Consider the following 12,545-nt stretch of genomic DNA (forward strand, 5'->3'; position numbering starts at 1 on the left):
TTCTTCGCTCGCGACGCCAATCGAGCTTCCTGTCTCGGGGTTCTGTGTGGATACCTCCAAATAATCTCGCCGCCCGCGCCCGTGGGCCGGCCCGACGGGTGGCGTGGCTAAACCCCTGATATTGCTGGCCGAGGCTCGGCCTACCCCCTACCCCTCAAGGGGTATCCCGCTGATTTCCTGGCCTTTTCGGGCCGTTTCACCGGCCTGTCCCCGGGCGTATCTTTCGCTGCAAAGCCCCAGGCTTGATGCCGGTCAACCGCCATCGCGCGACGGGGCTCCACCGAGAGACCGCAAGGGGGATACACCATGACCAGACAGAGTGCCGATTCCGGCCGCTGGGAGGCCGGCCACGAGCCGCTGCCTCCCCGCGGGCGGCGTAACGCCGACATCGAGCACTGGGACGTCGAGGACCCGACGTTCTGGCAGACCACCGGGCGCCGCATCGCCAACCGCAACCTGTGGATCTCCATTCCCAGCCTGCTGATGGGCTTCGCCGTCTGGCTGATGTGGGGCATGATCACCACCCAGATGCGCAACCTCGGCTTCGCCTTCACGGTGGACCAGCTGTTCACCCTGACCGCCATCGCCGGCCTCTCCGGGGCCACCCTGCGCATCCCGGCGTCGTTCATGATCCGCATCGCCGGCGGGCGCAACACCATCTTCCTGACCACCGCCCTGCTCATGCTGCCGGCGCTCGGCACCGGCATCGCGCTGATGAACCCCGGCACGCCGCTGTGGGTCTTCCAGGCCCTGGCCCTGCTCTCGGGGATCGGCGGCGGCAACTTCGCCTGCTCGATGAGCAACATCTCGACCTTCTACCCCAAGAAGCAGCAGGGCTATGCCCTGGGCATGAACGCCGGCCTGGGCAACTTCGGCGTCACCACCATGCAGATCCTGATCCCGCTGGTGATGACCGCGGGCGTGTTCGGCGCCATCGCCGGCGATCCCATGGAACTGACCCGCGCCAGCGGCACCCTGATCGGCCGCATCGAGGCGGGCACCGATACCTGGATCCAGAACGCCGGCCTGATCTGGCTGGTCTTCCTGATCCCGCTGGCCTTCGCCGGCTGGTTCGGCATGAACAACCTGCGCACCATCACTCCCCATCCCGGTACCCCGCTGCAGGCCTTCGGCAAGATTCTCGGCCTCTACGGCGTGGGCCTGATCACCTCCGTGGTCGGCGTGGCCGCCCTGGGCTGGCTGAACATGTGGCTGGCGCTGCCGCTGACCATCGTGCTGACCCTGGGCCTGCTGCGGCTGATGCCCGGCAAGGTGCGCAGCAACATCCAGAAGCAGTTCGAGATCTTCCGCGACAAGCACACCTGGTCGATGACCGTGCTCTACATCGCCACCTTCGGCTCCTTCATCGGCTTCTCCGCCGCCCTGCCGCTGTCGATCACCGTGATCTTCGGCAACATGATGGAGGTGGCCGCCGACGGCAGCGTCACCCGCGTGGCCAACCCGGACGCCCCCAGCGCCCTGACCTGGGCCTGGATGGGCCCCTTCGTCGGCGCGCTGATCCGCCCGGTGGGCGGCTGGATCTCCGACAAGGTCGGCGGTTCCATCGTCACCCAGATCATCTCGGTGATCATGGTCGCCGCCTCGGCGGCGGTGGGCTACGTGATGATGCTCGCCTACAACGCCACCGATCCCAACCAGTACTTCTGGATGTTCCTGACGCTGTTCATCGTGCTGTTCGCCGCCAGCGGCATCGGCAACGGCTCCACCTTCCGCAGCATCGGGGTGATCTTCGACCAGCAGAAGAAGGGCCCCGTGCTCGGCTGGACCTCCGCCGTGGCCGCCTACGGCGCCTTCATCGCCCCCCGGGTGATGGGCGAGCAGATCAAGGCCGGCACCCCGGAGTTGGCCATGTACGGCTTCGCGGTCTTCTACGCCCTGTGCCTGGTGGTCAACTGGTGGTTCTACCTGCGCCCCGGCGCCTACGTGAAGAACCCCTGAACCGCGCGGAGACCTGAACCACGCCATCCATCGACCGGGCCCCGAGTGGGCCCGGTCGTCGTTGGCCGTATCGTCGAAGGGAGGATCGGCCCCCTACCCCCAAAGGGATAGACCTCGGGAATCAAGGGGTAGTGGCGGCGGCGTCTTGATGTACATCAATATCGCCGGCGCCGGGCCTGCCAGGCTGGAAGGCGACCATTCATGCATCGCCGAAGGAGGCACGACATGAAACATCTCGAGGGCGTGACCCGGCCACAGCAATACCGGGCGCTGACGCTCAGCACCCTGGCGTTCACCACCTGCTTCGCGGTGTGGACGATCTTTTCCATCATCGGGGTCCAGATCAAGCAGGACCTGGGGCTCAACGAGACCCAGTTCGGCATCCTGGTGGCCACCCCGATCCTCACCGGCTCGATCAGCCGGCTCTTCCTGGGCATCTGGACCGAGCAGTTCGGCGGCCGCCGGGTGTTCAGCGTGCTGATGCTGGTCACCGCGGCCTGCGTCTTCCTGCTCTCCTACGTCGAGTCCTACGCGATGTTCCTGGTCGCCGCCCTGGGCGTCGGCCTGGCCGGCGGCTCCTTCATCGTCGGTATCGCCTACACCTCCTACTGGTTCGAGAAGGAGAAGCAGGGCACCGCGCTGGGGATCTTCGGCGCCGGCAACGCCGGGGCGGCGGTCACCAACTTCGCCGCTCCGTTCCTGCTGCTGGCCCTGGGCTGGGAACGGACCGCGGTGGTCTACGCCATCGTGCTGGCCGCGGTGGCCGTGGGCTTCTGGGTGTTCGCCAAGGAAGACCCGCTGACCCGGGCCCGGCGTGGCGCGGGCGGCAAGGCCACCTCCGCCAAGGCTCAGCTGGAGCCTCTCAAGTACCTGCAGGTGTGGCGCTTCGCCCTCTACTACTTCTTCGTCTTCGGCGCCTTCGTCGCCCTGGCCTCCTACCTGCCCCGTTACTACGTGGGCGCCTATGACGTCAGCATCGCCGTGGCCGGCTCGCTGGCGGCCCTCTACACCCTGCCGGCCAGTGTCTTCCGGGCGCTCGGCGGCTGGATGTCCGACCGCTACGGCGCCCGCTCGATCATGTACCTGACCTTCATCGCCTCGCTGGTCTGCCTGTTCCTGCTCGCCTACCCCGAGACCCACTACGTGGTGGAGGGCAAGGAGGGCCCGATCGCCTTCTCCCTGGCCATGCCGCTGTGGGGCGTGGTGACGCTGACCGTGCTGCTGGGCTTCTTCATGTCGCTGGGCAAGGCCGCCGTCTACAAGCACATCCCGGTCTACTACCCGGAGAACGTCGGCTCGGTGGGCGGCCTGGTCGGCATGATCGGCGGCCTGGGCGGCTTCTTCCTGCCGATCGTCTTCGGCGCCGTGCTCGACCTCACCGGGGTCTGGACCAGCTCCTACATGGTGCTCTTCGTGCTGGTGGCCGTCTCGCTGATCTGGATGCACGGCGCCATCCGCCGCATGGAGCGTGCCCGGGTGCCGGAGCTCGGCGAGGAGCGCTATCGCTACCTGCCGGAGATCCAGGATGTGGGAGGCCGTTCCGTCGGTCACGCAGGCCGTGCCGAGCCTTCCGCCTCGGTGCAACCCGCCCGGGAGGCCGGGGGCTGATCCCCGTCCCCATGACACGAATGCCGCCTGCGGGCGGCATTCGTCGTTCAGGCCCCCGGACTTGATCCAGGCCAGGGAAAGGCTTCCCTCTCCGAGATATAGTGGCACCGCGAATACATCTTTGTTGTCAGCTGCCGGAGGTGCGCCATGTCCTTTACCCCGTCCCCCCACGAGTTCGCCGACCCCCTGGTCAAGGAACGCGGCCGCGGCACCGTGCTGATCGTCTACGGCCTCTTCCTGGGGAGCGTCTTGGCCGTGATCACCGCCCCGATCGGCGTGGCAATCGCCCATTGGATGCGCCATCGCACCAGCGCCTGGCTCGAGTCCCACCGACGCTTTCAGGTTCGCACCTTCTGGCTGGGCGTACTCGGTGGTGCACTGGGCCTGGCGGGCTGGCAGCTGCTGGGCCTGGCCGGCCTGCCCGCCGCGACGTCCTGGGCATTCGGCTACCTGTTCTTCACCGCCTGCCTGGCATGGATGGTCGGGCGCTGCGGGGTGGGCCTGCATCGGCTGCTGGCCAACCGGCCCATCGCCAACCCGGAGAGCCTGGCCTTCGGCGGGGTCGCCGTGACCCTCGCGGGGTGAGCATGGCCTCGCCGTCCTGCTCCGTTCAGCGCGTGCCGAATCCGGGATGGGGACCGCTGTCCACGCTGCCCGGCAACCCGTTGATGTGGGTGCTGATCCTCAGCGAGCTGCTGGTCTTCGCCGCCTTCTTCGCGCTCTATGCCTGGCAGCGGGCCCTGGACCCGGCGCTGTTCGACGCCGGCCAGCGCCAGCTCGACCCGCTGACGGGCGGCCTCAACACCCTGGTGCTGCTGACCAGCGGTCTCTTCGCCGCCCTGGCGGTCCAGGCCATCACGACCGACCGCCGGCGCCGCGCGCGGCAATGGCTGGGCATCACCCTCGTCTTCGGAGCCGTGTTCGGCACGATCAAGGTCCTGGAATACGCCGACAAGCTGGCCGGCGGGTTGACCCCGGAGACCAGCCCCTTCTTCGGTTTCTACTACGGCCTGACCGCCTTCCACTTCGCCCACGTGCTGTTCGGCATGGCGATCCTGGCGCTGGTGACCTGGCGCCTGTCGAGGGACAACGTCGAGACCGCCACGGCCTTCTGGCACCTGGTGGACCTGATCTGGATCCTGCTCTATCCCCTGCTCTATCTATTGCGCTGAGGATTCCCTATGGCGCCGAGGGCTCCCACCCTCGCCGGAGGCGCCCTGACGAGGTGACCATGACCCTGCTTCCAGGATCCCGCCGCCTGCTCGTCACCTGGGCCACGCTGATGGCCCTGACGGTGGTATCCATGGTCTCGGCGCGCCTGGACCAAGCCGGCCAGCGGCAGGCCCTGCCCTTGGGGTCGGCGGGCCTGGTGCTGCTGGCCAGCGGCTTCAAGGCCCATCGGGTGCTGATGGTCTACCTGAACCTGCGTATCGCCGGCGCGGCCTGGCGGGGAGCCTTCGTCGGCCTGCTGGGCCTGACCCTGGCGCTGATCGCTGCGGGTTTCCTGGCCGCCCGCTGGATGGGCTGAGTCACCTCGGCCCTTGCCCGGTGGCGGCGCGGCGAGAGGCGGATGATTTCATCGGCCAGGCCCGCCTTTTGGGACAGGTCGGCGAAGAAGGTCTGGATGCGCTGCATGGCCATTAGCGCGCGGCGGCCTCCGAGATATCGTCAGAATCGTCCCGAAGCAGCCCAGCCTCGACCTCCTGATCGTAGAGTCGGGTAGTGGGGCCGTCCGAGCGGCAGCGCTCCCGTACCCGCTTGTGCCACTGGCGCTTCTCGGCGCGACGCCGGGCCACGGCAGTGGTCCAGTCCTGGACCAACGCTGCCGGATAGAAGCCAATGTGAAATAGCATAATGAAAGCCGTACCAAGCTTGGTGCCTGTGCCTAGCTCCATATCTTGTTTACATATTTGCCAATCCCCTCGAAGGTCGGCTTTATTCCCTCGGCGCTTATCGAGCACCTTATCGCGGTTGGAAACTGTCAACGACTCCCCCTGCTCATCGAACCAGGGGCCTTTCTCCATATAGCAGCGCAGGTATTCCCAGAGCATGGCCTGGATCTCCGGGGTCTTGCCCATGGGCAGCGAGAGCTGCAGGGCGATCACCTCGTCCGGCTGCCGGAAGCGCTGCAGCAGCACCTGAAGAGAGGTCATGCGGGTGGCGCCGGTGTACTGGGTGACCTGGCGGGTCTGCTGCATCCAGGCCACCGCCTCGTCCCAGGGCACATGGTAGAGCTTGCGGCGGTCCTGGAAGTAGATCTCTCGGGTGCGGCGGTTGAAGCGCACCGGCATGGGAAAGGGCAGCAGCACTTCGATAAAAAGGGTGATAAAGGCGATGCCGAACAGGATGCCAAAGGCAATAAAATAATTTTCGACCTGCCCTTCTTGTCGCAATGCGGGTGAGCCAATGAGCGCCATGTAGAAGAAAATCATCACCATGGTCCCGGTGAGCCCGCCCTTGGTGAAATCGGCGCCGGTGGCCAGGTCCAGATAGACCTCGTTCTGCTCCTGAACGTCGCCGAGCTGGAAGGGCTTGGCGGCGGCGCGGCGGCGCGGCGAGAGGCGGATGATCTCGTCGGCCAGGCCCGCCTTTTGGGAAAGGTCGGCGAAGAAGGTCTGGATGCGTGGCATGGCCATTATCGCGCGGCGGCCTCCGGGTGATCCTCCGAATCGTCCCGATGCAGCCCTTCCTCGACCTCCAGGTCGTAGAGCCGGGTGGTGGGGCCGTCCGGGCGGCAGCGCTCCCGCACCCGTTTGTCCCACTGGCCCTTCTCGGCGCGGCGACGGGCCACGGCGGTAGTCCAATCCTGGACCAAGGCAGCAGGATAGAAGCCAACTTGGGAAAGCATGAGAAAGAAGCTACCAAGCTTGGTACCTATGCCAAGTTCCATTTCTTTTTCACAGGCTTGCCAACTCCCTCGAAGGTCGGCCTTTTTCCCCCAGCGGTTTTTCAGGACCTCATCACGGTTGGATGCCAACAGCGGCTCGCCCTCCTCATCGAACCAAGGGCCTTTCTCCATATAGCAGCGCAGGTACTCCCAGAGCATGCCCTGGATCTCCGGGGTCTTTCCCATGGGCAGCGAGAGCTGCAGGGCGATCACCTCGTCCGGCTGCCGGAAGCGCTGCAGCAGCACCTGAAGAGAGGTCATGCGGGTGGCGCCGGTGTACTGGGTGACCTGGCGGGTCTGCTGCATCCAGGCCACCGCCTCGTCCCAGGGCACATGGTAGAGCTTGCGGCGGTCCTGGAAGTAGATCTCTCGGGTGCGGCGGTTGAAGCGCACCGGCATGGGAAAGGGCAGCAGCACTTCGATAAAAAGGGTGATAAAGGCGATGCCGAATAGCACGCTAAAAAAAGTCAGATAGTTATCGACTTGATCTGGCTGTCCCAGAAGGGGGGACACCAGCAACGCCATGTAGAAGAAAATCATCACCATGGTCCCGGTGAGCCCGCCCTTGGTGAAATCGGCGCCGGTGGCCAGGTCCAGATAGACCTCGTTCTGCTCCTGAACGTCGCCGAGCTGATAAGGCTTGGCGGCGGCGCGGCGGCGCGGCGAGAGGCGGATGATCTCGTCGGCCAGGCCCGCCTGTTGGGACAGGTCGGCGAAGAAGGTCTGGATGCGCTGCATGGGGCCTCGGCACTCAGTCGATGGACAGTTCGATGGGCGACAGCGTCAGCCCGGGACGGGGACGATAGTACAGGGTGCCGCTCAGGCCTTGCAGCGTCGCGCCCTCGGCATCGTCATGGAAGATGCGACGATAGACGGGGCGATCGCCGTGCCGGCCGCCGATATCCAGCGCCAGGTCCTGCTCGGTGAGCACCACCTCGCGGGTCTCGCCGCCGAACCAGCCCGTGCTCCAGGTCGCCTTGGCCTGCCAGGTGAACATGCCGGGAAAGGGCGGCGCGGCGCCGGGAAACTCCACCAGCAGCCATACGGACTGATAGCGGGTGCCAAGCCGATGGTTCCATTCGTCGCGACGCTCCAGGCGCACCCGGGGCGCATAGAGCAGGCGAAACAGGCGGTCGAGCTCCTGCTCCAGGTCGCCCGCCCAGGCGGCAGGGCGGCGGCCGAAGCGGGTGTTGCGCACCCAGTCCTGCAGCGGCGTCTCGCGAGTGAAGTGCAGGCTGACGGCGCCGCCGATGACCAGGATCACCAGGCCGAGCATCATGCCCGGGGTGCCGGCCCGGCTGGCCAGGGCCGCGGCCTCGGCTGCCTGGCCTAGTGCCAGGGCGACCCGGGCCCGGCGGTAGAGCCAGAAGGCCCGCGCCGCCAGGGCGGCCTGGCCGGCGCTGGCGGCGCTCATGCCGGCCAGCACGGCGGTGGAGTCGGCATCGCCCTTGCTCCAGCGGTCGAGGGCCTGGCGGCCGAAGGAGATGGCATCGAAGGCGGTGGCCAGGCCTAGGGCGAAGTTTGTCGCCTGACCCATGAAAAGGAATTCGCCATAACGCTTTTTCCAGACTACCGACATCCCTGATGTTGCCTGCAGGCTGTCAGCACGTATTTCGAACACTTGCTGGGTAATTGCCCCCACCACGGCGGCGGTGCCGGCGGCACTCGATCCTAGAGGTAGGCCTGTTTCAACACTAAGCCCTTCATCTAATACATCCGCTACGGCATCTTTCAGCATCCATCCATTAATCACCAGCAACAGGCTCTTGAGCTTCGCGTCCTCGAGGGTCTCGACGAAGGGGTTGCCCCGCGGCGGGGCGGTGGCGTCGTTAGCCGCCAGACGCAATGTGGTGATGCGCCGGCCCTCCAGCTCGGGCAGCAGGTCCGGGCGCAATCGAGCGAGCGAGGCCGGCGCGCCGGCGGCTCGGACGGCGGGCTCGTTGAGCCAGTCGACCAGTTGCCGGGCGGCGACCGGCTCGGCGGCCAGCCGCTGGCCGCTGCGGGCCAGGGCCGCGGCGAAGTAGCCCGCCACCAGGGTCTGGTGGGCCGACATGGCGCCCTGCTGCTTGAGCAGCGGGCCCACCACCGGCCCGATGGCGATGAACAGGCCCTCACGCAGGGCGGCGGTGCCCTGGCCGAGGCCCGCGGCGAGCTGGTTGAGGTTGGCGGTCCAGCCCTGCCAGTCGTGTTCCGCGGCCAGGTCGCCGGCCGTCAGCAGCCGCGCCACATCGGAGAGCGTCAGCGACCGAGGTTGGCTGAGCAGCACGGCCCACAGGGAGTGTCCGGCTTCCTCGCCCTGGGGACCACGCTGCGGATCCATCAGCCGCTCGACCAGTTCGGCCCCGGCCTGGCTCTGGGTGGGGCCGAGCAGGCCGGCGGTCCAGAGGGTCTCCATGGCGTCGTGATGTTCGGGCTCGGCGGGGTCGAAGTGCGCCTGGGCCGCGGCCAGGCTGACGACCTCTCCCTGCGTCCAGAGCGTTTCCATCCAGGCTTGCCAGTCCGTCACGATTCTAGAAAGCCTCGCTTCCAGATCGGCGATCTCGGCGTCATAGCGCCTGGCGGCTTCCTCGATGCGCGGCTGATCGGCCAACTGAGGAAGCTCGGCCCAGAACTCCCGGTTCTGCCTGGCCAGCGCCAGAATATAGCGGGCCAGGGTGCGCTCCTCGCCTTCCTCGGCGAACCAGGCCTCGCGCTGGGCATAGCCCCGGCGGATAAGATAGGCGAGATCGATGACCACGCCCCAGGGGTCGTCGACCACGGCCACGGCCTGGATCTCGGCCTGGGTCAGGGTGGGCATCAGAGTTTCCCAGCGGGGGAGGTCGAGGCCCGGCTCGCTGCTCCAGGCGAAGGCCGTGTCGAAAGCGCCCGCTAGCTCAGGCACCTCAGTCGCCCATGCCAAGGGCCCGCTGGCCGGCCCCTGCCCCGGGGTGATGGCCCGCATGCGTGCCTGGCGCCGGGTCGCCTTGGCGGCCAGGTCGGCATAGTGCGCCTCGCTCCAGCGAACGGGTGACCAGGCCAGCAACGCCGTCTCCCCCGCCGGTAGAAAGAGGTAGGGGCCGCCACCCGGCATCACCACGGGACCGCCGCGGGTGGTCTCCTCGAGCCTGCCACCCTCCACTTTGTATTCCACCAGGCGCTGCTGGGCTTCCAGCCATGCATAGCACCAGCCGTCCCGCAGCGGTCGCGCCACGTAGCGCAGGGTGCGGGAATCCGATGTCTCGTCTTCACTCAGGCAGGCGCCTTCGAGGGGTGGCAGGGCGAGTCCATCGAGGAAGTCGCTGGTCAATGCCTCATGGCCAACGGCATAGCGCACCGGAATGAGAGCGGCGAGCAAGGGACACTGGGCGGCACTCATGCAACCTCCTCTGTATCGGACGGCGCGGCGAGGGCCGCGAGTCGACGCTCGCTGAGGAAGAAGGGCGGCGAATCGGGACGCTGACGTTCCCAGGGGCTGAACGCTCCCTCGCCGGGCAGTTGCGCGCTCACCGTGTGCTCCCAGAAGCCAGGCGGCATGGCCTCCCGCTGGAGCGCCCGGGAGATGACTCGAGCATCGGCGAAGCGCAGCCAGACCTCTCGCTCGAAGGGAGCGCGCATGATCAGGCGCGCCTGCCAGTGATGCATGGCCTCGTCAGGCGACAGGTCGCTGGTCCATCGCCAGGCATAACGATATGGCGGCTGCTGGCCTTGCCATTGACGGTCGACATGGCTATCAGGCGCGATGACGGCCAGCAAGGGCCCCGAGGCAGCCAGGGCGGCATAGGCCGTCGCGTGGAGCAACGGCCAGACCTCGAGTGCCACCTCCGGCGCGTAGAGGGCCTTCAGGGCCTCGGGATTGAGGCTGCCATCGATCATCAGGTAGTGATAAACCGTCATGCGTTCGCTCCCTGGTCGCTTGCCGCCTGGCAGACCTCGCAGACGCCTTCGCCGAGTTGCGCCGCCTCATGCAGCACATACTGCTGCTTGAGCAGCGCCGCGGGCGGCGTGAACGTCACGTTCTCGCTCACTTCCGGCTCGGCATGCCCCGGTCGCAGCGGCGCCTGGGCGCCCTGCCCCGTGCCGCTGCCGGGGCTGCCGCCGGCATTGACCTTCACGCTGGGGCCACTGATGGTGATGCCGCCGCCGTCGACCTTGAGGAAGCTGCCGCCGGCGTTGAGTGTCAGCTCGCTGCCGGCCTCCAGCACCACCTTCTGGCCGGCCTGGATATGCAGTTCGCGGCCGCTCTCGGTGAGCCAGGCCTGGCCGGCGCTGAGGTGCAGGCTGCCGTCGATGGTCAGGTGCTGGGCGCCGTCGGTCTTCTCGCGCCGCTCGCCGTGCACGCTGTGGTGGTCGTCGCGGTCGAGCTCGCCGATGCGGTCGCGCTTGACTTTGAGATCGCTGTCGCGGCGAACCTCCTCGGTGCGGTCGTTCTGGGTGAGCAGTTCCAGGTCCTTCTGGGCGTGCACCCAGATCTGTTCCTGGTCGTGCTGGTCCTCGAAGCGCAGCTCGTTGAAGCCCTCGCCCTGGTGGGTCTGGGTGCGCAGCACGGTGCGCGTCTTGTGCTCGGGCAGCGGGTACGGCGGCGTATTCACCGCGTGGTAGGTGCGCCCGGTGATCAGCGGCTGGTCCGGGTCGCCCTCCAGGAAGGAGACGATCACCTCGTGGCCGATCCTGGGGATGGCCTGGAAGCCGTAACCGCCCCCGGCCCAGCCCTGGCTGACGCGCAGCCAGGCACTGGCGCCTTCTACAGCGGCTTCGCCGCTCGCCCCGGCGGTATCGGGCCCAGCGTAGCGGTCCCAAGGAAACTGCACCTTGACCCGGCCGTGTGCGTCGCAGTGGATCTCCTCACCCTCGGGGCCGACCACGAAGGCCACCTGGGGGCCGTCGACCCGCGGCTTGGGCTCGGGTTCCGGGCGCCAGGCGGCGTCGTCCGGGGTCAGCGTCAGGGTGTTGTGGTAGCGGGTCATGGCTTCCGAGCCTGCCCGATCCCGCAGGCCCTGCGCCTGCACGGCGTCTTCCTCGAGGGCCTGGGGCTGCTCTCCCTCGTGGACCACCTTGACGACCTGCCAGCCGCGGTTGAACTCGCCGACGTCGTGGTCGGTCAGGGTGAAGCGCGTGCCCGGCGCCAGTTCGGGCAGGTCGCTCTCGCCGGCCAGCGTCAGGGCGTCGTGGCGCAAGTGCTCGAGGCGGTGGCGGGTGAAGGCCTGGCCCGAGGCGTCGGCCTTGTAGCGGCCGGGGTAGTCGTAGTGCTCGTACCCTCTATCAACGACGCCACGCTGGGCGTGGGCCTCGAGAGCTTCCCCCTGGTGATCGTGGAGCTGGCCGTAGGCCGGCTGCTTGAAGCCGTAGTCCTTGAGCTGGGCGCGCGCCGGGCGCACCCGGGCGGTCTGGGTCAGCCGCCGCAGATGACGCTGCGACGGCGTGCCGCCGGCGCGATGGTGATAGGTCCGCTCGCCGAGCCCGGTGAGCACCTGGGGATCGTCGGCGAACACCAGCCGGTGGGCGCCGAGGTCGGCATCCTCGCCTCTCCCCTCAACTTCCTGGTGGAAATAGAACAGCCCCTCCTCGGCGGCCAGGCGTTCGACGAACTCGAGGTCGGTCTCGCGATACTGCACGCAGTATTCGCGCTCGGCGGGCTCGCGGGTCACCGCGAAGGCCACGTCCGTCAGGCCGCGCTCCTCGCACAGGGTGTTGAGGATGGTCAGCGGCGAGACGCGCTGGAAGATCCGCGAGTTCTGACGCAGCGAGAGGCGCCACAGCGCGGGGCGGATCACCACCTCGTAGTGGCTGCGGCGATGGCCGCGATCGCCGCGGCCGAGCTCGCTGACGATGCCGTGGACCCGGCGCTGGGCCACGCCGTCCTGCCACACGGTGAGGCTCGCCGGGCGGTCGAGCAGCGCCTCCGGCGAGAGGTCGGCGGCGCGGCTGGCGAAGCGCACCCGCAGGTGGAAGGGCGCCGAGAGCGCCTCCTCAAGGGTGAAGTCGATCACCGCCGGCTCGGCCTCGCCCGCTTCACGAGTGACGCCGGCGAGGCTCAGGGTGAAGTGCAGTCCCTTGGGCTGGGGCATGGCGTCCCTCCTGGAGGCCGTATCCGTTCCGTGATCCGCCGGCGTCG

Annotated in this window: 10 protein-coding genes; 5 read left to right on the forward strand and 5 right to left on the reverse strand. The window is 67.6% G+C overall.

What is annotated here, in order from left to right:
* Positions 1 to 306 precede the first annotated feature (306 nt).
* From OCT48_RS18790 to OCT48_RS18810, 5 genes are all read left to right on the forward strand, one after another.
* Positions 307 to 1,959, forward strand: coding sequence for an MFS transporter (locus OCT48_RS18790; protein WP_263590650.1), 1,653 nt, complete (start codon positions 307 to 309; stop codon positions 1,957 to 1,959).
* Positions 1,960 to 2,184: 225 nt separating this feature from the next.
* Positions 2,185 to 3,567, forward strand: a complete 1,383-nt coding sequence (locus OCT48_RS18795; RefSeq protein ID WP_263590651.1) for an MFS transporter — start codon at positions 2,185 to 2,187, stop codon at positions 3,565 to 3,567.
* 147 nt (positions 3,568 to 3,714) lie between these two features.
* Entirely contained in the window at positions 3,715 to 4,152 is a 438-nt protein-coding gene (locus OCT48_RS18800) for a DUF4870 family protein (protein WP_263590652.1), read from the forward strand.
* 32 nt (positions 4,153 to 4,184) lie between these two features.
* Positions 4,185 to 4,739 carry a cytochrome c oxidase subunit 3 family protein gene (locus OCT48_RS18805; protein ID WP_263590653.1) on the forward strand — a complete coding sequence of 185 codons (555 nt, stop codon included), beginning with the start codon at positions 4,185 to 4,187 and terminating at the stop codon, positions 4,737 to 4,739.
* Positions 4,740 to 4,798: 59 nt separating this feature from the next.
* Complete coding sequence (locus OCT48_RS18810) at positions 4,799 to 5,095, forward strand: hypothetical protein (protein ID WP_263590654.1); 297 nt, start codon at positions 4,799 to 4,801, stop codon at positions 5,093 to 5,095.
* A gap of 112 nt (positions 5,096 to 5,207) precedes the next feature.
* On the opposite strand, the gene OCT48_RS18815 is transcribed toward OCT48_RS18810, so the two are convergent.
* From OCT48_RS18815 to OCT48_RS18835, 5 genes are read right to left on the reverse strand one after another with little or no spacing between them, the layout of a single operon-like run.
* On the reverse strand, positions 5,208 to 6,197 hold the full coding sequence (locus tag OCT48_RS18815) for a DUF6708 domain-containing protein (RefSeq protein WP_263590655.1): 990 nt from the start codon (positions 6,195 to 6,197) through the stop codon (positions 5,208 to 5,210).
* 5 nt (positions 6,198 to 6,202) lie between these two features.
* The gene (locus OCT48_RS18820) at positions 6,203 to 7,192 is read right to left on the reverse strand and encodes a DUF6708 domain-containing protein (RefSeq protein ID WP_263590656.1); all 990 of its coding nucleotides are present in this window, start codon (positions 7,190 to 7,192) and stop codon (positions 6,203 to 6,205) included.
* A 13-nt stretch (positions 7,193 to 7,205) separates the two neighbouring features.
* Complete coding sequence (locus tag OCT48_RS18825) at positions 7,206 to 9,809, reverse strand: toxin VasX (protein ID WP_263590657.1); 2,604 nt, start codon at positions 9,807 to 9,809, stop codon at positions 7,206 to 7,208.
* Positions 9,806 to 10,327, reverse strand: a complete 522-nt coding sequence (locus OCT48_RS18830; protein ID WP_263590658.1) for a DUF4123 domain-containing protein — start codon at positions 10,325 to 10,327, stop codon at positions 9,806 to 9,808. The genes OCT48_RS18825 and OCT48_RS18830 overlap by 4 nt, the downstream gene beginning before the upstream one ends.
* Complete coding sequence (locus tag OCT48_RS18835; protein ID WP_263590659.1) at positions 10,324 to 12,498, reverse strand: type VI secretion system Vgr family protein; 2,175 nt, start codon at positions 12,496 to 12,498, stop codon at positions 10,324 to 10,326. Before OCT48_RS18835 ends, OCT48_RS18830 begins: the two co-directional genes overlap by 4 nt.
* Positions 12,499 to 12,545 lie beyond the last annotated feature (47 nt).

This window comes from Halomonas sp. M4R1S46 (assembly GCF_025725685.1).
Classification (GTDB): domain Bacteria; phylum Pseudomonadota; class Gammaproteobacteria; order Pseudomonadales; family Halomonadaceae; genus Halomonas.